Origin of the sequence: Neisseria sp. 27098_8_158 (assembly GCF_041433145.1) — a bacterium.
Classification (GTDB): Bacteria; Pseudomonadota; Gammaproteobacteria; order Burkholderiales; family Neisseriaceae; genus Neisseria; species Neisseria subflava_E.
The window spans coordinates 20548-43959 of the sequence record NZ_JAPWAZ010000001.1 but is presented as its reverse complement, the minus strand read 5'-3'; the positions used below and the strand labels follow the sequence as shown (position 1 = coordinate 43959).

Here is a 23412-nt window from a genome sequence, read left to right as displayed (position 1 = left end):
GTTTTCAGACGACCTTTTTATTATGTGCCACTTGAGCAAAATGTAGGTTGGGTTGAAAATCCAACACTCTGTGAAATTTAACAGTTTTGTTGGGTCTTGACCCAACCTACGCTTGCTTGTTACGGCTTGTTAATCAGCACATACATCTGCACGGCGGCATACCGCAAGTATCACAATATTCGCTATCGTAATGCATATCACCGCAGTATTCGCAAGAGCCTTGATAACCACGCCAGTTTAAGAGTTTCGGATTGAATACACGATATTTCATGATTATTTCCTCCGTTTCTTATCACCTGATTGTTGGGCAGGTGTTCTATCACTGCCTATATTGTAGCGGTGGTCATGGCTACCATCAGCTTTGTTTTTACCATAACTAATTACGCCATTAACAACCCCCTTAGTGGCGGAACCAAGTAGTTTCTTTAAAAAACTCATTTGTAATTTTACCTTTATTGTTTCTTCAATCATCAAATAGCGAATATAATCCATAAGTTATTGCTCCAACTGCCAATGGAGCAGCGGCAACAATACCGATACCAACTGCCATACTTCCGCCACCGATAGTTGCCAATGTACCTGTTATGGCTGATGCACTCATTGTTGAAGCGGCAGCCCCTATGCCCGCAGCGGTACCCACACCTGAGACACTACCCGCAACTTTTGCATTTTCTTCAGACATAATAACCTTCCAAAACTTGTTATTTTTAACTAAACCGTCATGGCAATAATTCAACCATGATGTAGTTATCTTATACAATTTTTTTAAAAATATCAACTATAGTTGACTAATTTCTTCCTATCGTAAATTGTTTAAAATTCAGTATCTTTCCATACTGAATAAATGGACATAAACAATGAAATACATCCGTACCGTCTGATTTTTGCCCAAAATATGCGGAAGATACGTCGCTTGAAAGAAATTTCCCAAGAGGCTCTCGCTTTTGAAGCTCAAGTTAGCCGTGCATACATCTGCGAGGTTGAACGTGGAAACAGAGCTGTTTCTATTGATGTTATGGGGCGGATTGCAGACGCTTTGGAATTACCCTTAGAGCATCTCTTATCCAAGAATGCGATAAGCCATGTCGAAGAATAAAATATTTTAAACACAGTGCTTTTAATCATAAAAAATGACCAGTCGCACAAATGGCTGTTTTATTGTTTCATTCACTCCCAAACAACAACCCTTCCTTAATCCCCCTAATCCTATCCCTCAACACAGCCGCCTCTTCAAACTGCAAATCTCTAGCAGCCTGCTGCATGGCTCTTTCCAATTTCGCAATTTATTCCAAGGCATCTTCTTCATTGTGAATTTCGCCGACTTTAACCTTGTTCTTACCTTTCAGACGGCCTTTAATATCACCCATCAACCCAATGTTACCATCTCAATCTGTTCCATACTTCTACCCAAGAAGCGTTCGCCTATAGTGCGGAAACGCAGTGGGATGTCGCTGACGTAGAAGCGGTAATCCGGGTTGTCGTTTTCTGTATTCAGCAAACCTGCTTGCGCTAAGGCTTTGGCGGTGGCTTCGGCGGTGGTGATGGCGGAATCGACCAAGGTGACGTTTTGCGCTTCGCGGCCGATAAGCGGTTTGAGCAGTGGGAAATGGGTACAACCCAACACCAGCGTGTCGATGTCGTCGGCCAAGAGCGGCTTCAGGTATTCGCGCACGGTCAGGCGGGTGACTTCGTGATCGAGCCAGCCCTCTTCTACCAATGGCACAAGCAGGGGCGCGGCTTGTGTGCGCACCAGCGTGTCGTTGTTTTTCGAATGGATGGCGCGCGCGTAGGCATTGCTGTTGACGGTGGTATTGGTCGCGATAATGCCGATTCGGTTGTTTTTGGTGGTTTGCAAAGCGGCTTCCGCACCGGCTGAGATAACGTCCAATACGGGCATATTGCCTGCTTTTTGGCGGATTTTTTGTCCGGCAACGGCGGCGATGGTGTTGCACGCGATGACGAGTGCTTTGACATCGTTTTCCAGCAGGAAATCGACAATCTGCATGGCGAAGGTTTCAATGGTAGCGCGGGATTTGGTGCCGTAGGGAACGCGTGCGGTATCGCCGAAATAGATGATGTTTTCCATCGGCAGGCGTTCCATCAGGGCGCGGACGTTGGTCAAGCCGCCGACGCCGGAATCGAATACGCCGATGGGGCGTTGTTTGCTGGTACTCATGGTTAATTTCTTCACTATAAAGTTGAGGCCGTCTGAAACCGTTTTTCAGACGGCCTGAAGGTTAAACATATTCTTTTTTATCGTTTTCCATCCAAGCCTGATGCGAGCAAATCCACAACAGCACGATACCGCATATAGTCGAACTCAACATCATACCGGCCATCACCAAGGCAGAACCATTATGCAGCCAAGTCGTTGCCATGCCGACCGATGCGCCGATGAGGGATTGGAACACGCCTAAAACCGCATTTGCGCTGCCGCCCTCTGCGCTAAAATAGCTCATAAAGCAGGCCTGAGTGTTCGCACCGACCAAGCCTTGCGTACCAACTGAAAACATCACGCACAGCACCAAAGCCCACAAAGGCGGCAGAGACAGCGACAACACCAAAACCGTCATCAGCAGATTGGCGGCAAATTGGACGATAATGCCCCATTTGAGGATGTTTTGCGGATGCGTACCGGTTTTCAAACGCCATGCGGTAACGCGGTTAAACGACATCATGGTAATGATATTGAGCGCAAATATCCAAGCATATTGGTTTGGTGAAACATGATACAGTTGTTGGTACACGAACGACGATTCGGTCAAAAAGGCAAACATCGAACCGAAACTGAAAGCTTGGAAAAACAAATAGCCCATCGCGGCGCGCGTCCTCAAAACGCGTTTAAACCTGCCTGCCACCACGCCGAACACATCCATGCTGATTTTGCCTTTTTGGTGCGGCTTGGGCAGGAAATACCACATCAAACCCCAAAGCAGCAGCGAATAGCAGGCCAGAAAGCCGAAAATCATGCGCCAGCCGCCCAAATTCTGCAAGCCTGCACCAATCATTGGCGCCATCAGCGGCACAATCATCAGAATAATGCCGATTAAGGCAAACATCTGCGCGGCTTTGCGTCCGGAATAATAATCGCGCACCATCGCGCCGGAAATCACCACGGTCATCCCCGCGCCAAACGCCTGCACGGCACGCAAGTTCAGCAGCTGCTCGACATTATTCACCATCGTCAAACCGATAACGGCGGCAAAGTAAATGCTCAAGCCCACCAAGGCGACAGGTTTGCGGCCTTTAATATCCGAAATCGACCCACCAACTACCTGACCAAACGCCACGCCAAACATAAAAAAGCTCAGGCTTTGCTCGATGCGGTGGATGTCCGAACCCAGCGACTTCGCCATTTCGGGAATCGCAGGCAGATAGGCATCGACAGAAAACGGCATCAGCGCGACCAACATCGCCATCAGCACGGCCATGGTTTTTTCGCCCAAAGGGGCTTGTTGTGCAGTCATTCCGACTTTCGCTTTCGTAAAAAAATTCAAAAAACAAAGAAAACAACCGCCTTGTCAGACGGTTGCGGATTGGATGGAATTATAGCAGATTTCAACCTTGTCCAATCACTGCAAAAAAACCTTTGCAAAACTTAAGGCCGTCTGAAACTTTGCTTGGTTGAATCCCCTTGCCGCAAACGTTAAAATGCTTGTTTTTTAAGACAACAAATTGTTTCACATCACGGATTCTAAGGAATAATCATGACTACATTTCAAATTGCGCGTGCCGACGGGAAAACGCTCGAAATCCAAGGCAAAATGGCCAACCGCCACGGCTTGATCGCCGGCGCGACCGGTACGGGTAAAACCGTTACTCTGCGCCGCATGGCGGAAGCCTTCAGCAGCGAAGGCGTCCCTGTATTCTTGGTCGATGTCAAAGGCGATTTGTCGGGCATCGCGCAAGCGGGTACTGCCAGCGGCAAAGTGGGCGAACGCATCGCCGAGTTTAATTTGGGCGAACAATGGCTGCAAAATTTCCCCGTACGCTTTTGGGATGTTTACGGCGAAACCGGTATTCCCGTACGCGTAACCGTTTCAGAAATGGGCCCTATGCTTTTGGCCCGCCTGATGAATCTGAACGACACGCAAGAAGGCCTGCTCAACCTCGTGTTCAAAGTTGCCGATGACAGAGGCTGGCACATTTTGGACTTGAAAGACCTGCGCAGCATGCTGAAACACGTTTCCGACCACGCTTCGGAATACCGCACACAATACGGCAACGTCTCCGCCGCCAGTATTGGCGCGATTCAACGCCAACTGCTGACTTTGGAAAACGAAGGCGCAGAAAAATTCTTCGGAGAACCTTCCCTCAACCTGCAAGACTGGATGCAAACCGACAACGGCAAAGGCATCATCAATATCCTTAACTCCGAAAAACTGATGCGCTCGCCGCGTATGTACAGCGCGTTTTTGCTGTGGATGCTGGCAGAATTGTTTGAAACCCTGCCCGAAGTCGGCGATTTGGACAAACCGAAATTCGTGATGTTCTTCGACGAAGCGCATTTGATGTTCGACAATGCCGCCAATGCACTGGTCGAACAAATCGAACAAGTTGTGCGCCTGATCCGCTCCAAAGGCGTGGGCGTATATTTCGTCACCCAAAACCCGCTCGACTTACCCGATACCATTCTCGGCCAACTGGGTAACCGCGTACAACACGCCCTGCGTGCCTTTACACCGCGCGACCAAAAAGCAGTCAAAGCCGCTGCCGAAACCTTCCGCAGCAACCCCAACATCAAAGTTGCCGACGCGATTGCCGAACTCGGCGTCGGCGAAGCCCTCGTTTCCTTCCTTGATGAAAAAGGTATGCCCGAGCCGGTAGAACGCGCCCTCATTCTGCCGCCGCAATCCGCCCTGACCCCGCTTACCGCAGAGGAACGCAACCGCTTGTTCCAAAACGACGATTTGTATCCAACCTACAAAGACATGGTGGACAACTACTCCGCTTTTGAAGCATTGGCCGAAGCAGACAGCCAGGCTGCCGCTGAAAAAGAAGCCACAAATGCCGCCAAAGAGCAGGAAAAAGCGCAAAAAGCTGCAGAAAAAGAAGCTGCCAATGCCGATCCCGGCATCCTCGGCGGACTGATCGGCGGCTTGAGCGGCGGACGCAAAAAATCCGGCCAAGGTTTGGGCTACAACGTTGCCGACGCCATCGGCAGCCAAATCAACCGCCAAGTAACCAACGCCATTTCCCGCAGCGTGATGGGCATTATTAAAAATATGTTCAAATAATCAGCCTGAAAATATAAAAGGCCGTCTGAAAATCAATTTCAGACGGCCTTTTTATTCATCAACCCAATCAGTTTTTCATCGATTGAACCGGAGCCGGGATTCTGCCGCCTCGGTTGACGAACACTTCGCACGAACCTTCTTTGACCGGCATAACAGGCGCGTAGCCCAACAAGCCGCCGAACTCGACGCTGTCGCCGACGGTTTTGCCGGTTACCGGAATAATGCGCACGGCAGTGGTTTTGCTGTTGATCATGCCGATGGCGGCTTCGTCAGCAATGATGCCGGAAATGGTATGAGCAGGCGTATCGCCGGGAACGGCAATCATGTCCAAACCAACGGAGCAGACAGCGGTCATGGCTTCGAGTTTGTCCAGTGTCAGCACACCGGCTTCAGCAGCCGCAATCATGCCCTCGTCTTCCGAAACAGGGATAAACGCACCGCTCAAACCGCCGACCGCACTGGAAGCCATCATGCCGCCTTTTTTCACGGCATCATTCAGCAAGGCCAATGCCGCTGTCGTACCGTGCGTACCGCAGACGCTCAAACCCATCTCTTCAAGAATGCGTGCCACCGAGTCGCCGACGGCGGGGGTTGGTGCCAACGATAAATCGAGAATACCAAACGGGATATTCAGCATTTTTGAGGCTTCGCGGCCGATAAGTTCGCCCACGCGGGTAATTTTGAAAGCAGTTTTCTTCACTACTTCCGCAACTTCGGTCAACGTCGTTGCATCTGAATTTTCCAACGCGGCTTTTACGACACCCGGGCCGGAAACGCCGACATTGATAACGGCATCCGCTTCGCCCGAACCGTGAAACGCGCCCGCCATAAATGGGTTGTCTTCCACTGCATTGCAGAACACGACGATTTTGGCGCAGCCGAAACCTTCGGGCGTGATTTCAGCCGTGCGTTTGATGGTTTCGCCTGCCAGCTTAACTGCATCCATATTGATACCGGCACGCGTGCTGCCGATATTGATGGAGCTGCACACGATATCGGTAGTCTTCATCGCTTCGGGAATGGAACGAATCAACACCTCATCCGAAGGCGACATACCTTTTTGCACCAACGCGGAAAAGCCGCCAATAAAAGACACGCCTATCGCTTTGGCAGCCTTATCCAAAGTTTGCGCCACGCTGACGTAAGAATCAGCATGGGTGGCCGCGGCGATTTGGGCAATCGGCGTAACGGAAATGCGCTGATTCACAATCGGTACACCGTATTTGGCAGACAGATATTTTGCCGTTGCCACCAAGTCTTTGCCGACTGTGGTAATTTTGTTGTAAATGTTTTGGTTCAATACATTGATATCGCTGCTGATGCAGTCGTGCAAATCAATGCCGATGGTAATGGTGCGCACGTCAAAATTCTGGTCGGCCACCATTTTGACGGTTTCTAAAATCTCGCCGGATTGAATACTCATGGCTCTTCCTCCGACTTAAATACGGTGCATGGCTTGGAAAATTTCTTCGTTTTGCATACGGATATCAAGCGCAAGTTTTTTGCTCTCTTCCGCAAACAAATCCAAAACCTCTTGACGCGATTTGGTGCATTTTGAAGTATCCACCAAAATAATCATGGTAAAAAAATCATCCATCAGCTGTTGGCTGATGTTGAGAATATTGATTTGGTTTTCCGCTAAAATTTTGGAAACGTCGTACACAATGCCCACACGGTCTTTACCGATGACGGTGATGACTGAATTGTTCATAACGCTGTTTCTCCTCATAGGATATTTGAAAAGTGTTGACAATTATAACACTCAGGCCGTCTGAAAAACTGTTTCAGACGGCCTGAGTATTCAAATTTCAATTTTAATTATCGCCCTGCTTTTAAAGCCTGCCACAGGCGAACGCTGAGTTTGCTCGCATCGGTTGATTTGGGAGAGACAATGAAACTTTTTTCCATCAATTCTTTACTTGGGAAAATCGATTCGTCAGAGGTATATTTTTCATCCATCAAATCACGCGCCGGACGGCTGGCCGGAGCATAAGTCACATAGTTGCCGTTTTTGGCCGCTGTTTCCGGATTGAGCGTGTGATTGATGTATTTGTGTGCATTGGCCACATTTTGCGCATCACGCGGAATCATCAGCGAATCCACCCAAATACCGACGCCGCTTTTCGGCGCCAATACTTCGACTTCGACGCCGTTTCCGGCTTCTTTGGCACGGGTTTTGGCAATATTGAGGTCGCCGCCGTAGCCTACCGATACACAAAGATTACCGGCAGCCATATCGTCGATATAGCCCGACGAGGTAAAGCGTTTGATGTCGGGACGCACTTTTTTCATCATATCGACGGCGGCTTTGATGTCGTCAGGGTTTTCGCTGTTCGGATCTTTGCCCAAATAATGCAAAGCCAAAGGAATCTGCTCGATGGCGCTGTCGAAATAGCTGATGCCGCAGAATTTCAATTTTTGGGTGTATTCAGGGTTAAACACCAAATCCCATTCGTTTTCAGGCAGCTTATCCGTACCCAAAGCCTTTTGAACCTGCTGTTTGTTGATCGCCAGCGTATTGATGCCCCAGAAATAAGGGACGGCATATTCGTTGCCCGGATCGACGGTTTCCATCATTTTCAACAAATCGGGATCGATATTGGCGTAATTGGGAATTTGCGATTTGTCGATTTTTTGATACGCGCCGGCTTTAATCTGACGACCGACATTGGCAATAGAAGGCGCAACCAGGTCATAACCCGACTTGCCGGTCAGCAGCTTGGCTTCCAGCGCTTCGTTGCTATCGTAGTAATCGTAGCGGACGTTGATATTCGTATTTTTTTCAAACGCAGACAACGTGGCAGGATCGACATAATCCGACCAGTTGTAGATATTGAGTTTATCGGTTTGGGAAGAGGAAGTTTGAGATGCGGAAGATTCTGCGGCGGTTCCTTGTCCGCCGCTACACGCAGTCAAGACGAGGCTCAAGATTGCCGCCGCCATCAAAGATTTTTTCATGGTTTCAGACCTTTTGTTCGGGGGGTAAAAATATTGCAGCGGTGGCAGATGCCACTTACAAAAGGGAAACTGTGGGGGCGGCCGGCATGTGTCCTTTGCCCTTGATTCAGCAAGGTTTGCATTAAACGGCAAAAAGCTTTTGAATGCAAGACCTTAAAGCAGAAAAAATTCTCCCTTTTCAGACGGCCTGAAGCTATGGTTTTATTCATAAACAACATTTTTTCAGAAACGGTTTCATGCCGTCTGGAAAAAACTGTGGGCTTATTCAGACGGCCTCAAGATTTGTCAAAACCGCCCAATTTGTGGGAAAATTGCACGATTGAATTTAATGAAGGGCGACACCGTGTTAGACAGAGAAGGCTATCGCCCCAATGTCGGTATTATCCTGATTAACGAGCGTAACGAAGTCTTTTGGGGCAAACGCGTACGCGAACATTCATGGCAGTTTCCGCAAGGCGGCATCAAGCCGGGCGAAAGCCCTGAGACCGCCATGTACCGCGAATTGTACGAAGAAGTCGGCCTGTTGCCGCAACACATCAAAATCGTTGGCCGTACGCGCGACTGGTTGCGTTATGACGTTCCCAGCCACTGGGTGCGCCGCGAATGGCGCGGTTCGTATCGCGGACAAAAACAGATTTGGTATCTTTTGCGTTTGGTCGGCCGCGACAGCGACGTCAACCTCCGCGCCTGCCATCATCCTGAATTTGACGGCTGGCGCTGGCACCAATACTGGGCTCCGGTTGACGAAGTCATCGATTTCAAGCGCGGCGTGTATTTGGATGCATTGACCGAACTCTCCCGTTTCTTGCGCGGCATAGAAAGCTATGAAGACTTTATCCGGCGCAATCCAATAGAAAACCTATAACCCAAACGCTTTCAGGCCGTCTGAAAGCGTTGTTTTTCATCCTTTCAGACGGCCTTTACATTATTCCTATGGCTAAAAACAATCAATACAGCGAATCCAGCATTACCGTCCTCAAAGGCTTGGAGCCGGTCAAAGAACGTCCCGGCATGTACACCCGTACCGACAGCCCGACCCATATCTGTCAGGAAGTGATTGATAACGCGGCGGACGAGGCGTTGGGTGGTTTCGCTACTGAAATTGACGTACAAATTCATGAAGACGGTTCGCTTTCCGTCCGTGATAACGGCCGCGGCATTCCCGTCGGCCTGCACCCCGAAGAAGGCGTACCCGTAGTCGAACTCGTGTTTACCCGTCTGCACGCAGGCGGCAAGTTCAACAAAAAAGACGGCGGCAGCGCCTATGCCTTTTCAGGTGGTCTGCACGGTGTCGGCGTATCTGTTACTAACGCCCTTTCCACCCGCCTTGAAGTAACGGTCAAACGCGAAGGCAAAGTCCACCGCATCGTCTTTTCCGGTGGCGACGTCATTGAGCCATTGACTGAAGTGGGCAAATGCGCCGTCAAAGACAGCGGCACCGAAGTGCGCGTATGGCCGGACGGCAAATATTTTGAAAGTCCGAATTACAGCATTCCCGAACTCGAACGCCTGCTGCGCGCCAAAGCCGTCTTATTGCCAGGTGTACGCGTTTCCCTAACCCGTCCGGTTAAAGGCGAAGACGAAGCATACACCCAAACTTGGCACTACCCGGACGGCCTGAAAAGCTATCTGACCGACCTGATTGCCGATGCGCAAGAAGCTGTGCCTATCTTCTCTTGCGAAAACTACATTTCAGACGGCCACAACGGCGATTTCAGTATCGGCGAAGGTGCTGCGTTTGCCCTGACTTGGCTGGAAGAAGGCTCGTGTGCCAACGAAAGCTATGTCAACCTCATTCCCACCCCGCTAGGCGGCACGCACGAAGCAGGCTTGAAACAAGCCGTGTTCAACGCCGTCAACAATTTCATCAATCTGCACAACCTCCTACCGCGCGGCGTAAAAATACAAAGCGACGACGTGTTCGGCAAAACCGCCTTCGTCCTCTCCGCCCGTGTCCTCGACCCGCAGTTCCAAGGTCAGACCAAAGACAAACTGACCAACCGCGACGCGTTGAAACTCGTTGCCGCCGTATCGGGCGACCCTTTGGAATTGTGGCTGAACCAAAACGTGGACTTCGGCAAAAAAATCGCCGAACTCGCCATCCGTCAGGCACAGGCGCGGATGCGTTCGGTTAAGAAAATCGAAAAGAAAAAAGGCAGCGGCGTCGCCGTCCTGCCCGGCAAACTGACCGACTGCGAAAGCGAAGACATCCGCGAAAACGAACTCTTCCTCGTTGAAGGCGATTCCGCCGGCGGCTCCGCCAAACTCGCCCGCGACAAAGCCACGCAGGCCATCCTGCCCCTGCGTGGCAAAGTACTCAACAGCTTCGAAGTCCACCCCGACCAGCTTTTCGGCAACGCCGAAATCCACGACATTTCCGTCGCCATCGGCGTCGATCCGCACGGCATCAACGACAATCCCGATTTAAGCGGCCTGCGCTACGGCAAAATCGCCATCTTGTCCGATGCCGACGTGGACGGCTCTCATATTCAAGTTTTGCTGCTGACCCTGTTCTACCGCCACTTCCCGAAACTGGTCGACGACGGACACATCTACGTCGCCCAGCCGCCGCTGTTCCGCGTCGATGTCAACGCACAAGGCAAAAGCAAACCTGCCCGCAAATTCTACGCCCTCGACCAAAACGAACTCGACAGCATTTTGGAGCGATTACAAAAAGAAGGTGTTAAAGAAACTGCTTATTCCATCAGCCGTTTCAAAGGCTTGGGCGAGATGAACCCCGACCAGCTCAAAGACACCACCATGCACCCCGACACCCGCCGCCTGTTGCAGGTACAAATCCCCGAAGGCGCGGATGACGAAACACGCGACATCTTCGTCAAACTGATGGGCAAAGGCGAAGCCGCCGCCCGCCGCGCATGGATGGAAAAAGAGGGCGATACGGCAGAATTGGATATCTAATCTATTGTTTCAATAGACTAAAGGCCGTCTGAAACTTTAAAAATTTCAAACGGCCTTTTTTAAAATCATCAGAAATTAAGATTAAACAGTATTTCAATATCCTGTTACTTACCTGTTTCTATTTTCGCAACTTAATTGTGTCTTTAAGACAAATAAAAAAGCACTGATATAATCAGCGCTTTTTAAATAATGGCGCGGCGGACGGGGCTCGAACCCGCGACCCCCGGCGTGACAGGCCGGTACTCTAACCAACTGAGCTACCACCGCGCATCCACTGTCAAAGACAATGAAAAAGAAACTTGGTGGGTGATGACGGAGTCGAACCGCCGACATTCTGCTTGTAAGGCAGACGCTCTACCAACTGAGCTAATCACCCGATAAGCCGTCATTAAATCAAAAAATTAGGCCATGCGCAAGGTTTTTATTTAAATAAAAATATATCCCATTGAAAGAATATAGAATATTTTATTTAACCGCAAAAATTACCGTTATGCCTATCCATCAATCGAAAATCAAATGTCCCAATTTATCCGCTTTAGTATGCAGATAACGCTCATTTTCCACATTTTCGCCGACATGCAATGCAATCCGTTCGACCACATTAATACCGGAATCTTTCAACGTTTGGATTTTTTCAGGATTATTGGTCAACAATCTGACCTCACGAATATGCAGATAATCATAAATCTGCTTGGCTAAAGTGAAGTCGCGCGCATCAACAGGAAGGCCGAGCGCTACATTGGCTTCAACCGTATCCAAGCCCTGATCTTGCAGACGATAAGCACGGATTTTGTTTATCAAACCAATGCCCCTGCCTTCTTGGCGCAAATATACGATAACGCCACGCCCTTCTTTCTGAATGGCTTGCATCGCCGCTTGAAGCTGAGGGCCGCAATCACATTTCACTGAAAATAAAGCATCACCGGTCAAGCACTCAGAATGAATACGCGACAACACAGGCAGGCCGTCTGAAACATCACCCATCGTCAATGCGACATGTTCCTGACCGCTCTCTTCTTCAAAGCCGTGCATGGTAAATTCGCCCCATTCCGTAGGCAAACGGCATGACGCGACAAACTTCAACGCGTTACTCATTTTCCGCTTCCTCGCTTTCAGCCACACTCAACAGATTTTTCAAAGAATCCGACAGAGCCAAAGCAAGGGCAATCCAAGCCACCAATACTTCGTCAGGCGCGCCGTCTTTGATATCAAACTCAGCATGCACTACACCCAAAACCGCACCGCTGGGCATACAGACAGGAACAGAAATCTGACTCAAGCCGAGATGATTGCGTTCGGCCGACAATTCACCAATTTCCTGCCAATACGCCACATTCTGACAAACATTCATCCAACCGCTTTGCGCCGTACGCACAGCCAAAAAAGCCTGTCCGGCCTGCTCGTCGATTGGAATCACATTTTCCAACGGTACGCCCCAACGGCTCAGTCGAACCAGCGACAACGCGCCATCTTTCGGAAACGCTGTATAAACCGCTGCACTTTTCAAATGCTCGGTGCGCTCGGCAACCGAATCCAAAGCCATAAAAATCTGTTTCAGCAACAATTCATGTTCGGCATCAACATAATCTGCCAACTGCCAACCGTCTTCAGACGGCCACAAAATCGAACGCTCAACAGAAGCATTGCCCATTTTAATCACAGCCTGGGCAGTCAAATAAGCAACATGTATCTCATCCGCAGGCAACTTCAAACCTTGCGTCTGCAAAAAATCTTTAATCAATAAAGCAGGCATCTGCCCTTCCTCACCAATAGTAAAGTTGAGGCCGTCTGAAAACAAACCCTGCTTTCAGACGGCCGGAATAAATCATTATATAAGGGATAAACCGAAAAATTCAAGCAAACAAGACTTTGCGCCCCCATTAATCTTGTGTATAATCCACGGTTCAAATTAGTGCGGACGTGGCGAAATTGGTAGACGCACCAGATTTAGGTTCTGGCGCCGCGAGGTGTGAGAGTTCGAGTCTCTCCGTCCGCACCACCCAACCCCTTTTAGGGGCTTTTTTTTCGTCTAATCAAATCTAACATAGTAATCAAGATTCAATACTGGCAAGGCTTTCAGGCCAATATACCCCTTGCCAAGTGTCTAAATACCCCCAATACCATTTAATTGAGTAAAGCACAAAATGTGGGTATGATTCAGGGGACAGCCAAAACCACTGTAAAGCATACCCACAAATGCCACTAAACGACCGCCAAATCAAAGCCGCCAAACCGGCTGACACTGGAAAGAAAATCAAGTTATTTGACGGAAATAGCCTGTATCTTGAAGTTACACCAGCGGGCGGAAAAATATTCCGCATGAGATACCGTATAGATGGCAAAGAGAAAGATTTAACTATCGGGAAATATCCTACCGTTTCACTGGTAGAAGCCCGACAAGCCGCCGAAAACGCCCGCCGCATGATTGCACAAGGGCAAGACCCCAACAAAGCCAAGCAAGAAGCCAAAGCAGCCCGACAAGCCGCCTTGCTAAATACTTTTGAGCATTTAGCCAAGCAATGGTACGAGGACAATTTGCCCCGCTGGAAAGAACATCACGCCGAGCGGATCATGCGTTATTTGAAAAATGACGTTTTCCCAGTCATTGGAGAAATCCCCGTTAATGAAATCAAGGTAACCCATATCAAAAACTTGCTTGATGACATTATGGCAAGGGGCGTTACTGATACCGCCGACAAAATCAGGGGCTGGATAGGAGCAGTTTTTGACTATTCCGCCATGCTGGAAATATCAGAAAACAACCCCGCCCGCCTGTTGAAAAATCACATTCCCAACTTACCCACCAAACACAAACCCGCCCTGCCCCGTGAAGAATTGCCGGAGTTTTACCGCCGCCTGATACTGGCAAACAATATAGAGCGGCAAAACAAAATTGCCATCATGCTGATCATGCTGGTGTTTGTGAGAAATAACGAATTACGCGGCGGCCAGTGGGAAGAAGTGGACTTTAAAAACAAGCGTTGGATTATTCCCGCCGAAAGAATGAAGCACGAAAAGATGAAGCCAAAGCCCGCTTTATGTGTGCCTCTTTCTGATTGGGCAATAGAGCTACTTCAAGAGTTACACACGCTGACAGGGCATAGCCGGTTTATGTTTCCAAGTAGAACCAACGTAAACCGCCATATCAGTGAGAACACACTAGGAAAAATCATTAACGAGAAACTAGGCTATAAAGGCAAGGCCACGCCACACGGCTTCAGAGCAGTAGCAAGTAGTTTGCTTTATGAAAACAACTTCAACGGCGGCGCGATTGAAACACAGCTTGCCCACGTTGAAGAAAACAAGATAAAGGATTCATACGCCTACCAAGCCGATTATATGCCCCAGCGTATCGAGTTTATGCAATGGTATAGCGACTATTTACGGGAGCGATACAACCAGGCATTACAGATGATTCAAAAAGACAAGACGGGTTAAAAATTCCCTATGCGCGTGAGTAAATATACTGGTTACTCTGGTTACCACAAAACTTTACAAATATAACTATATGAATATAAATATAAATACAAAGAAAAAGCGGTAACCAGTTAACGTAAATTTACTGGTTACCAACTGGTTACCACTGGTTACCATTTTATACAAGTTTTATATTACAGAATATTTTTTAGTTTTAGAGGTATTACATGGTTTCTATCGCATATCCAAGAAACGTTGCAGCATATAGTCCAAAATATGCGGCTATATTCAATATCCGTAAAAACCCTGAATTTCATGACGCATTAGGAGTTTTTAGCTGGCAAGCCGAAAGGGTGCTAACTAGAGCATTTCAAAGATTTGAAATACTTGAGCATGGCATAACGCTATGGAGCCATAAGGAAACTTACAAGGTTTCTTTAGTTGAGGAGCAGGTTAATGACGCGTTAGAGAAGTATCAGGAAAAGTACGGAGACCCTATCGATTATTCAGAGTATTTTTATCCCGTGATAGAAGAGTTGCACTTTGGGCAAAGTCTGGAGATGCGCCTAGAAATGCAGTATTTCATCACGGCTAAGGCTATTTATGAGTATGTTTCAAACTTCAAAGACAAGCCATCGCAAGAAAACTTTAATCAATTTAGGACAATAGCAAACTTAATTACAACATCCATAGAGTTTATGTCTTTGGAGTTGAGAAAAGACCAAATCAGCATAGAGGCAATAACAGAAAATGCCCGAAAAGCAGGCAAAGCCAAGCAAAGCCATTATGAAAAAGCAGGAACGATAGCAGCCGTAAATCAGTTATTGGAGGAAGAAAAGGAAATGCTGAATCAATGGGGTGGGAAAGCTAAATTAATCCGCCTTATTTTTGAAAAAATTAATAACGATGAAATATCAGCCCCTGATGTTCCATCGGAAAAAGCAGTTAAACACTGGATAAAACAGTTTCAGGAAAATATGAAATCAACAAACTGATTTTAGGGAAGTCAACAAGCTGCTTACTTAACAGCCGCCCACATGGGCGGCTATATTTTTGCCTGTTATCTAATCAGACCGAAAGAAAGGCAAAAGCATATGAATAACACAGTATTGAGAGTAGACGATACCGCCCGCGCATTAGGTGTTTCACGGGCGACTATTTGGAATTGGGCAAACCCTAAGAGCCGTCATTACCGCCCTGATTTTCCCCGTCCGTTCAAAATTTCCGCCAATGCGACAGGTTGGCTTGCGAGCGAGATTGACGACTATATCGGCAAACTGGCAGCCAAACGCGAAGAGCAGGCAAATTGATTTATCAGGCGCAAAACAAATGCCGCCTGAACGAACATTCAGACGGCGGAAAGGATTATTAAGCATGAGCGGCTATTCTACCAACGGCAAGGCAAAAACGCCAAGTCAAAAAGAGCGCGTTTTATCTCGATTGAAACAGGGCAGCGTTACATCATGGGAGCTTACCCAAATGGGGATATTGGGCTACAACACGCGCATTATGGAGCTTCGCAGGGCGGGGCATGACATCGTTACCGTGATGGAAGAAGTAACAAACCAATTCGGGGAAACCGTGAAACGCGGTCGGTTCGTATTAATCAATTAAATCAGGAGCTTTAACTATGAATATCGAATATACAAAGACAACTTTTGCGACCCGTCAAAAGTTACTGAAAGAAGAAGAGGACAAATGCAGCGAACTGACCGCCCAAATTGAAGCGGCGGAAGCTGGTGTTACAGAAGCGCAGGCGGTAATCAATGAATTTGCAGGGCTACGAAACAGGCGCAAAGGCATATTTGCAAATTTGTTGAAAATGGGCAAACCCACAAACAGCGAAGAAGCCAAAGGGCTTGATTCAGAGATTGCCGCTAAACGTGAAGAAGCAGACCGCGCCGCCGATATGCTGGAAGCGCAAAAAGAACTGTTGGAAAGCCTTTTTGATGAACGCCGCCAACATCTGAACCGCATTTCAGAGCTTCGCAATTTATTGTCCGTTTCCCGTTATGAGATGTTTATCGCCGATATAGAAGAAACCCACTTGCCCGAATATTTGGAAGCCGCGCGCGCCTATGCCAATGCCGCCGCGAAATTGGTGGGAATCGGTAAAGCCGCCGTTGAGATGAAAACGAAGCTACAAGAAAACGGTTTGCGGGTTGATTGCCCGTCCTATGGACAATCCTTGCCAAATCGAATCATTGATTTACGTTTACCCGGCTTCTTCAACATGATGGACGGCACAGGCGGAGAAGAAAACGCTATTTTCGACATCTTGGAGGATATGGAGAAAGAAAAAGAAGCGGCTTTGGACAATTTGAAATAGCAACACTCAAACAGCCGCCCAAAGGCAGAAAAATCGCTATTGGGCGGCGTTCTGAAAGGATTAAGGACATGACCCCTAAACAAGAACAGTTTGCCCGTCTGTATGTGGAAACGGGCAATGCGAGCGAAGCATATCGGCAAGCCTACAACGCCGACAACATGAAGCCTGAAACGGTAACGAATGAAGCCTATAAGCTGCTTCAAGACCACGATATTTCCGCGATGGTGGACGGCTTAAAGGAAGAAGCGCGGCAACGACACGCGGTAACGGTGGACGACCTGTTGCACGAACTGGAGCAGGCACGGGCGGCAGCACTGGCAGCCCCTACCCCGCAAAGCAGCGCGGCGGTATCGGCAACGATGGGTAAGGCAAAAATGCTGGGCTTGCTGGTGGATAAGGCGGAAATCAAGGCAGAAGCGGAAATCAGCCAAGTAATACAGGAAGAGCGCAAATGCCCGCTAAGTCAGGAAGAAATGCAGCAAGTCATGAACGCTTTTTTCAATAAGCCGTACAGTGAAATTACGCTTGAAGACATCGTCGGAACCGCTGGAGAAGATACGGAGCGCATCGGGTATGTAATAACCATGATTATCGTGGGTAAAAAATTTTAGCCGCCTGATGCAAAAATCATTTGACAAATCGAGCCTTGAGAATCAGAATCTTGGTTCTCTCTCAAATACAGTTAGCCCAAATCAGCAGGGTAAACGCTGATTTTTTATCGCCAAAATTCTTTTACAGGCGTTTGCAATGTTATTAAACGTTAACATTTCAGACGACCTATCACGATTTATGGCGGTGTGTGGTAACGGTAACGTCCACGCCTGACTAACTGCAGGAGAGAGCACCGCCCCCCCCCTTATTCGGGCTTCTCAAATCTCAAACAGTTAGGAGCATTTCAAATGCAATCTTCAAATTCTATCCAAATCCAAGACGTTCAATCCGCATCAGAACAAGGCTTTTGCGCCGTCGTTCACGAACCGACCGCGTATTTAGCCGATATTGACGTTCATTCATGTACCGCCCGCCGTTTGGGTATCTATCCATCACACGCCGCCGCCGTTGCCGCCTGTCGGTCGTTTATTGCTTCGCTTTCAGACGACCTTAAGGCATGGGCTGCTTTCAGCGTAACGACAGCCGAACAAATCCGCTAAATCCCTGAAAAACACCCGCCTTTATGCCGCCCGTTTTGGACGGCATAGGGCAAACTTCGCCCTAGTGTTCCATAAGTATTTGATTTTTCGATGTTTGATATTTTTGGTGCGCTGGGGCATGGAGGACATGAAACATGAAACCGACTGATAAAAACGACCGTTTCCGCCGCTATTTCAACCGCGCTTTACTGGTGTTTGGGGTGTTGTTGACGGCTTTGGCAATCCGAGCCTGTAACCAGCCCGCCCATGCAGAAACAGAGCAGGCAATACAGACAACGCCGACCATATGGGAGACCGACCCGATGGCGGGGGTAGTTTTAGAACCTGTAACAGGGGAGGCAGAACAATGAAACCGACCTATCAAGACATCAAAGCCGCCGCGCAATACCGCTGGCAGGAAATTCACGCCGCCATCGGCATAGACCCGCGATGCCTGAAAAACAAACACCAGCCATGCCCCGCGTGTGGGGGTAAAGACCGTTTCAGATACGACGACAAGGACGGCAACGGTACATTCATTTGCAGCCATTACAACAATGGCGCGGGCGACGGTTTCGGCTTGGTCATGCACTATCTGAATTGCGATTTTGACGAAGCATTGCGCGCCGTAGCGGGCGTGTTGAACATGGGCGGGGCAAACCCCCTACCGATACCGTCCACACGCCCGCAGACGCAGCCACGCCCCGAAAAAGACCATATCGGCAAACTTGCCGCATTGTGGAACGGGGCAGAGCCGATAACCGCCGACTCCCCCGCCGTGCAGTATTTGAAATCACGCGGTTTGGACATGGCGCAATTACCTGAAAACATCCGTTTTTTGAGAGAGGCGGATTATTGGACGACGGGGGAGGACAAGCCGCTTTTCATCGGTCGCTTCGCCTGTATGGTTTGCGCCATCCGCGATACAGGCGGCGAGCTTCAAGGCTTGCACATGACCTATTTTCAGACGACCTATGACAAGCCATACGGAGAAGACGGGCTACACGCCCCGCATTATCGAAAGCTGGCAATCAAACACCCCGAAACGAGCGAAGCACTGCCCGCTAAGAAAATGCGAAACCGTAAGCAAGGCAGCATATCGGGGCAAGCCGTCCACCTGTTCCCGATTCCTGAAAATGGCCGTCTTGTCATTGCAGAGGGCATAGAAACCGCCCTTGCCGCCCGTGAATTGTACAAGGCTTACGATTGGGGCTTATGCGCGGCCTTGAGCGCAAACAGCTTGGCAAATTTTCACTTTTTGAACGGTATAAAAGAGATTGTGATTATTGCCGATAACGACACGCCCCGCCCCGTTGGTTACAGAGCCGCTTATGACTTGGCAATGCGAGCCATTAAGCAGGGAATCAAGGCGAGTATATGGCAAAGCAAAACGCCGGGCTATGACGCACTGGACGAACTGAACGAGAAAAAGCAATCAGACAATCATTCCGGAGGACAGACAGCATGAAAAATACCGAAACAGCGAAGCAGGAAAGCCCTAACGACTACAACCTTGAGAATATCGAGCTATTCCGCCCGCGCCCTCACTTTGAAATCGATAATCAGGGCGTATGGTGGGTAAACGTTAGAACCGATAAAGACGGCGATATTATCGAATCAGAGCCGCAATTCCTTTCCGACCCTATCGACATCATAGGCACGGGGCAAGACAATGACGGCGCGTATTATCGGATTATCAAGTTTAAAGACAAAATCACACGCCAACAAAAGACCGCCGCCCTACCACAAGCAGAAATCGGCACAGTTCAAGGCTGGCAGCGTTTGCAGAATTTCGGCCTAGTCATCATGAGCGGACGGGCAAAAAGGGAAAGACTGGCAGACTATTTGCAGAAAGAGGGAAGCCCGATAGCCTTTACCATTACCGACCGCGCCGGTTGGAACGGGGACGCCTACATACTGGCAGGCGGGGAAGCCGTTAATGCAGACGGCACAAACATTCTATACAACGGAGACACCAGCCAAAAAGACGGTTACACAGAAAAAGGCAGCCTCAAGGAATGGCAGGAGCAGGCAGCGCGATACGCAGAGAACAATAGCCGCCTATGCCTTGCTTTAGGTTTAAGCATGGCCGCGCCATTCTTGGCACTTTTGAACGAAGAAGGAGGCGGTTTCCATTTGGCGGGCGATTCCTCAAAAGGCAAAACAACCGCCGCGCGGCTTGCCTTGAGCGTATGGGGCGACCCTGAAACCACTAAAGGAAATTGGGATACTACCCCGCTTGGCTTGCAGAATTTAGCTTTAGCCCGCAATGATGGCTTGCTGGTGTTAGATGAAATCGGGCAATCAGCCGACCCGCGAAAAATCCCGCAAATGGTTTATAGCGTTATCAACGGCGTGTCAAAAACACAAGGCGCAAAAGATGGCGGCAACCGCCGGCAGAAAACATGGCGCAATCTGATACTTTCGACCGGCGAAATAAACCCAGAGAGCCTAATAGGAGACCGCGCCCAATGGAAAGCGGGTAATCATGTTAGGTTACCTGACATACAGGCAGAGGCAAGATATGGCATTTACGACACGTTGCACGGCTTTGCAGATGGCGCGAAACTGTCGGAGCATATCAACCAAGCCACAGCCAAGCAGCGAGGAACAGCAGGCCGCGCCCTTATCCGCCAAATCCTTAAAGACGGAAAAGAAGCCGCCGCCCAAGCCGTAGAAGCCAGCCGCGCCCAATTCCTTGAGACCTTGCCACCAATGGAGGGACAGGCGCGAAGAATCGCCCGCCGCTTCGCCCTTTTGGCCGCCGTCTTGGAATATGCCGCCCCTATTACCGGCATAAGACAAGGAGCAGGAGAGGCAGGAGTAAGGCAGTGTTTCAACGAATGGCTTGAAGAAAACGGCACAGGAAACCGCGAAGACCGCCGAATCATTGAACAAGTGATCGCCTTTATGGACGTTAACGCACTGTCAATGCGCTTTTCAGACTGGAACGCCCAAACAACAAACCAAAATCACGCAGGTTATCGGAAACAGGAGGGGAGCATAAATGAGTATTGGATAGTCCCCGTAACCTTTGAAAATGAAGTATGTAAGGGATATAGTCCGCGCAAAGCGTGTGAAGTCCTACATAATCACGAATGGTTAAAAAAAGCCGACAACGGCAGATGGCAACACCAGCGCAAACGTAACGGCAGTGCAAGCCGATTCTATGTTTTGATGGGAGAAGCCCCGCCCGACTTTGACGAATAACCAAGAGCAAGCCCGCTATTACCGACAATGGCGGGCTTTTTTACGTCCAAACATTCAGACAGACCAACCAAGAAAGCATAAAATCAACAGGAAGCCCCTAAATTTCAAAAATTAGGACTGTTTGACCCTTTCCCTATACCTAACTATACCCAATCAATGAAACACGCTTACAGCGCAATTTTAGCCTATTTACGCCATATCTACCCAAAAAGCAGGCAGTGGAATAAATAATTTCGACACCAATACGCGCGCGCGCGTAATAACGCAGTCCCTAGATTTTTGCAAGTCCATGAAAAGAAAGCAAAAGGCGGCGGGTAACCACTTAACCGGCACTGGTAACCAATGACAAGGGCATAACTGGTTACCGCATTATCGTTGATTTATAAAGGTTTTTAGGGGCTGGTAACCAGGTAACCAGAGTAACCAGTGCATTTTGTATATATATATAGCGGTTTAAATTTGAGAGAGAAGCCGCCGGCCTAATCACTCAAATAACAACACGCCCCAAAAAAAGTTATAATGACCGGCCTAAACTGCTAAATTATTTTTTTGACCTTTGCAAAATGTGGGAATATTTGTGGGTATATTTAGATTGCTTTATTATTTTTATAATATAAAACAATGAATTATGCCTTTAGTTTGTGTCCCTCCGTCACACTCAAAATAAGCAGCTTTCGGGCTGCTTTTTTTACATCTATTCCACTATATACCCTATTCAAAATCAAAACTGCTTTTAATTTTTTGACCTTTGCACAAAAAGGGGTTTATTTGGGGGTATAACAGACGTTTCCATTTTATCTTTCAGACGGCCTATCATTTATGTTGAATCCATCGCAAAAACTTGTCGAATTGGTTCGTATCCTTGAAGAACGTGCCTATATTTTTCCAGGAGATCCTGTGCAGGCGACGGAAGCGTTGCGACATATTGATGGCGGCAACGAGGAAAAACTGATACGCCGTGCCCAAATTATTGACCGAGACAAGCATTTGAAATATGTGTTGCAACAGGTGGAGACAGGCTCGTTTTGGCTTTGGATTGTTGCGGCGACATTGTTGTTTACAGTCGGTTTTTCCAGCACTTATCTTTTAATGGACAATCAGGGGCTGAACTTTTTTCTGGTATTGGCCGGGATTTTGGGCATGAATACAGTCATGCTGCTGGTGTGGCTGGCGACTTTATTCCTGCGTTTGAAAAATGTGCACTTTATCAGCAGTCCGACAACTTGGTTCCGAGGTAAAGACCCGGTCAATCAGGCAATTTTGCGGCTTTATGTGGATGAATGGCGCAAACCGCAAACGCGTTGGCTGATTGGCGCAACCTCACATAGTCTGTGGCTTTGTACGCTGTCGGGGATGTTGGTTTCTGTTTTGCTGCTGCTTTTGGTGCGTCAATATACGTTCAACTGGGAAAGTACGCTTTTAAGCAATACGGCATTGGTGAAAACGGTTGAGGCTTTGTCATGGCTGCCGGAACGTTTGGGCTTTCCTGTTCCTGACAGTCAGGCCGTAATTGCAGGCCGTCTGAACAATCATATCGAAGATGCGCGCGCTTGGGCGGGTTTACTCATCGGCAGCATTGTCTGCTATGGCATTCTGCCGCGCTTGATTGCTTGGCTGGCTTGCAAGATTACTTTAAAAACCCTTCGCGAACGTTTGGATTTGAATCAGCCCTACTATCAAAACATCCTCCGCGCATGGCAAACGAAGATTGTCGATGCCGATGATTTTCAGGAAAACATCGTTCCCGTTTCGTCTAAAATTACGCTGAACAATGCGCCCAAATGGGCAGTTACACTGGAAACGGAATGGCCTGAGCCGCTTTGGTTTTCTGGCGTTTTAGCGCAAGAATGGATAGACAAAGGCGTAGTCGCCGGCAGAAAAGATTTGGAACAATTGGAAGCCGAATTGAAACAAACTCCGGCGCAACTTCTCATCGGCGTACGCACGCAAACTGTTCCCGACCGCGGCATTTTGCGTCAAATCAGCCACTTGGCCGAAGCCACGGATGGCGGTGTTATCATTCAGCTTTTGAATCAAGACAGTTTCTCTGAAGATTTGGATACCAAACTGGATTATTGGCGCGATGCGCTGGCAGAAAGAAACATTGCCTGGCTGGAGCCGACCCGTTTGGCACAAGAAAAACGGCAAAGCGCTATTTGACAGATAAACCGAAGGCCGTCTGAAAACTGATGTTTGGGTTTCAGACGGCCTT

25 protein-coding genes, 3 tRNA genes and 1 pseudogene are annotated in these 23412 nt (G+C 48.6%); 16 read left to right on the top strand and 13 right to left on the bottom strand.

Annotated features, from left to right (window positions below; genetic code table 11):
• Positions 1 to 133 precede the first annotated feature (133 nt).
• Genes O3681_RS00225 through O3681_RS00215 form a run of 3 tightly spaced genes read right to left on the bottom strand, consistent with a single transcriptional unit; the run spans position 134 to position 778 of the window.
• Positions 134 to 271, bottom strand: coding sequence for a hypothetical protein (locus tag O3681_RS00225; RefSeq protein WP_157686115.1), 138 nt, complete (start codon positions 269 to 271; stop codon positions 134 to 136).
• Between the two features lie 2 nt (positions 272 to 273).
• Positions 274 to 492, bottom strand: coding sequence for a hypothetical protein (locus O3681_RS00220; RefSeq protein WP_157686116.1), 219 nt, complete (start codon positions 490 to 492; stop codon positions 274 to 276).
• Positions 464 to 778 carry a hypothetical protein gene (locus O3681_RS00215; RefSeq protein ID WP_198341516.1) on the bottom strand — a complete coding sequence of 105 codons (315 nt, stop codon included), beginning with the start codon at positions 776 to 778 and terminating at the stop codon, positions 464 to 466. The genes O3681_RS00220 and O3681_RS00215 overlap by 29 nt, the downstream gene beginning before the upstream one ends.
• 66 nt (positions 779 to 844) lie before the next feature.
• Here O3681_RS00215 and O3681_RS00210 point away from each other — a divergent pair, with 66 nt between their 5' ends.
• Positions 845 to 1096, top strand: a complete 252-nt coding sequence (locus O3681_RS00210) for a helix-turn-helix domain-containing protein (protein WP_063068896.1) — start codon at positions 845 to 847, stop codon at positions 1094 to 1096.
• A gap of 67 nt (positions 1097 to 1163) precedes the next feature.
• Here O3681_RS00210 and O3681_RS00205 read toward each other — a convergent pair.
• The 3 genes and pseudogenes from O3681_RS00205 to O3681_RS00195 all read right to left on the bottom strand — a co-directional run.
• A pseudogene (locus O3681_RS00205) lies at positions 1164 to 1355 on the bottom strand (UvrB/UvrC motif-containing protein); the annotation flags it as partial.
• An 11-nt stretch (positions 1356 to 1366) separates the two neighbouring features.
• The gene (gene murI, locus O3681_RS00200) at positions 1367 to 2176 is read right to left on the bottom strand and encodes a glutamate racemase (protein ID WP_049331752.1); all 810 of its coding nucleotides are present in this window, start codon (positions 2174 to 2176) and stop codon (positions 1367 to 1369) included.
• 61 nt (positions 2177 to 2237) lie between these two features.
• Positions 2238 to 3467, bottom strand: coding sequence for a multidrug effflux MFS transporter (locus O3681_RS00195; protein WP_371459008.1), 1230 nt, complete (start codon positions 3465 to 3467; stop codon positions 2238 to 2240).
• Between the two features lie 240 nt (positions 3468 to 3707).
• Here O3681_RS00195 and O3681_RS00190 point away from each other — a divergent pair, with 240 nt between their 5' ends.
• Positions 3708 to 5237 carry a helicase HerA-like domain-containing protein gene (locus tag O3681_RS00190; protein ID WP_371459007.1) on the top strand — a complete coding sequence of 510 codons (1530 nt, stop codon included), beginning with the start codon at positions 3708 to 3710 and terminating at the stop codon, positions 5235 to 5237.
• A 67-nt stretch (positions 5238 to 5304) separates the two neighbouring features.
• On the opposite strand, the gene O3681_RS00185 is transcribed toward O3681_RS00190, so the two are convergent.
• From O3681_RS00185 to O3681_RS00175, 3 genes are all read right to left on the bottom strand, one after another.
• Complete coding sequence (locus O3681_RS00185) at positions 5305 to 6660, bottom strand: PFL family protein (protein WP_036493871.1); 1356 nt, start codon at positions 6658 to 6660, stop codon at positions 5305 to 5307.
• Positions 6661 to 6675: 15 nt separating this feature from the next.
• Positions 6676 to 6948, bottom strand: a complete 273-nt coding sequence (locus O3681_RS00180; RefSeq protein WP_003680574.1) for an ACT domain-containing protein — start codon at positions 6946 to 6948, stop codon at positions 6676 to 6678.
• A 107-nt stretch (positions 6949 to 7055) separates the two neighbouring features.
• Positions 7056 to 8195 (bottom strand): polyamine ABC transporter substrate-binding protein, encoded by a 1140-nt coding sequence (locus O3681_RS00175; RefSeq protein WP_371459006.1) that lies wholly within the window; start codon positions 8193 to 8195, stop codon positions 7056 to 7058.
• A gap of 328 nt (positions 8196 to 8523) precedes the next feature.
• Here O3681_RS00175 and O3681_RS00170 point away from each other — a divergent pair, with 328 nt between their 5' ends.
• Entirely contained in the window at positions 8524 to 9060 is a 537-nt protein-coding gene (locus O3681_RS00170; protein WP_004520487.1) for an RNA pyrophosphohydrolase, read from the top strand.
• Positions 9061 to 9128: 68 nt separating this feature from the next.
• Positions 9129 to 11114 (top strand): DNA topoisomerase IV subunit B, encoded by a 1986-nt coding sequence (gene parE / locus O3681_RS00165; RefSeq protein ID WP_070583358.1) that lies wholly within the window; start codon positions 9129 to 9131, stop codon positions 11112 to 11114.
• A 190-nt stretch (positions 11115 to 11304) separates the two neighbouring features.
• On the opposite strand, the gene O3681_RS00160 is transcribed toward parE, so the two are convergent.
• The 4 genes from O3681_RS00160 to O3681_RS00145 form a co-directional block, all read right to left on the bottom strand.
• A tRNA-Asp gene (locus O3681_RS00160) sits at positions 11305 to 11381 on the bottom strand.
• A gap of 33 nt (positions 11382 to 11414) precedes the next feature.
• Positions 11415 to 11490 (bottom strand) — tRNA-Val (locus tag O3681_RS00155).
• A 125-nt stretch (positions 11491 to 11615) separates the two neighbouring features.
• Positions 11616 to 12209, bottom strand: a complete 594-nt coding sequence (gene ribA, locus O3681_RS00150) for a GTP cyclohydrolase II (RefSeq protein WP_293195736.1) — start codon at positions 12207 to 12209, stop codon at positions 11616 to 11618.
• Positions 12202 to 12867: a hypothetical protein gene (locus O3681_RS00145; protein ID WP_070583857.1), complete on the bottom strand. Its 666-nt coding sequence runs from the start codon at positions 12865 to 12867 to the stop codon at positions 12202 to 12204. Before O3681_RS00145 ends, ribA begins: the two co-directional genes overlap by 8 nt.
• Positions 12868 to 13028: 161 nt before the next feature.
• On the opposite strand from O3681_RS00145, the gene O3681_RS00140 reads away from it, so the two are divergent.
• The 12 genes from O3681_RS00140 (at position 13029) to O3681_RS00085 (ending at position 23360) form a co-directional block, all read left to right on the top strand.
• Positions 13029 to 13113: transfer RNA gene (locus tag O3681_RS00140), tRNA-Leu, on the top strand.
• Positions 13114 to 13310: 197 nt separating this feature from the next.
• The gene (locus O3681_RS00135; RefSeq protein WP_107722981.1) at positions 13311 to 14552 is read left to right on the top strand and encodes an integrase arm-type DNA-binding domain-containing protein; all 1242 of its coding nucleotides are present in this window, start codon (positions 13311 to 13313) and stop codon (positions 14550 to 14552) included.
• Between the two features lie 206 nt (positions 14553 to 14758).
• On the top strand, positions 14759 to 15526 hold the full coding sequence (locus O3681_RS00130; protein WP_003744163.1) for a hypothetical protein: 768 nt from the start codon (positions 14759 to 14761) through the stop codon (positions 15524 to 15526).
• A gap of 99 nt (positions 15527 to 15625) precedes the next feature.
• Positions 15626 to 15841, top strand: coding sequence for an AlpA family transcriptional regulator (locus tag O3681_RS00125; RefSeq protein ID WP_039856255.1), 216 nt, complete (start codon positions 15626 to 15628; stop codon positions 15839 to 15841).
• Positions 15842 to 15905: 64 nt separating this feature from the next.
• The gene (locus O3681_RS00120) at positions 15906 to 16145 is read left to right on the top strand and encodes a helix-turn-helix domain-containing protein (RefSeq protein WP_371459005.1); all 240 of its coding nucleotides are present in this window, start codon (positions 15906 to 15908) and stop codon (positions 16143 to 16145) included.
• 16 nt (positions 16146 to 16161) lie between these two features.
• Positions 16162 to 16860 (top strand): hypothetical protein, encoded by a 699-nt coding sequence (locus O3681_RS00115; protein ID WP_371459004.1) that lies wholly within the window; start codon positions 16162 to 16164, stop codon positions 16858 to 16860.
• A 68-nt stretch (positions 16861 to 16928) separates the two neighbouring features.
• Positions 16929 to 17471, top strand: coding sequence for a terminase small subunit (locus tag O3681_RS00110; protein WP_003744172.1), 543 nt, complete (start codon positions 16929 to 16931; stop codon positions 17469 to 17471).
• Between the two features lie 288 nt (positions 17472 to 17759).
• Entirely contained in the window at positions 17760 to 18011 is a 252-nt protein-coding gene (locus O3681_RS00105) for a hypothetical protein (protein WP_003744175.1), read from the top strand.
• A 134-nt stretch (positions 18012 to 18145) separates the two neighbouring features.
• The gene (locus O3681_RS00100; RefSeq protein ID WP_070866127.1) at positions 18146 to 18361 is read left to right on the top strand and encodes a PTS sugar transporter subunit IID; all 216 of its coding nucleotides are present in this window, start codon (positions 18146 to 18148) and stop codon (positions 18359 to 18361) included.
• Positions 18358 to 19458: a primase-helicase zinc-binding domain-containing protein gene (locus tag O3681_RS00095; protein ID WP_371459003.1), complete on the top strand. Its 1101-nt coding sequence runs from the start codon at positions 18358 to 18360 to the stop codon at positions 19456 to 19458. The genes O3681_RS00100 and O3681_RS00095 overlap by 4 nt, the downstream gene beginning before the upstream one ends.
• Positions 19455 to 21200: a DUF927 domain-containing protein gene (locus tag O3681_RS00090; protein WP_371459002.1), complete on the top strand. Its 1746-nt coding sequence runs from the start codon at positions 19455 to 19457 to the stop codon at positions 21198 to 21200. The genes O3681_RS00095 and O3681_RS00090 overlap by 4 nt, the downstream gene beginning before the upstream one ends.
• An 819-nt stretch (positions 21201 to 22019) precedes the next feature.
• Entirely contained in the window at positions 22020 to 23360 is a 1341-nt protein-coding gene (locus O3681_RS00085; RefSeq protein ID WP_371459001.1) for a DUF2868 domain-containing protein, read from the top strand.
• Positions 23361 to 23412 lie beyond the last annotated feature (52 nt).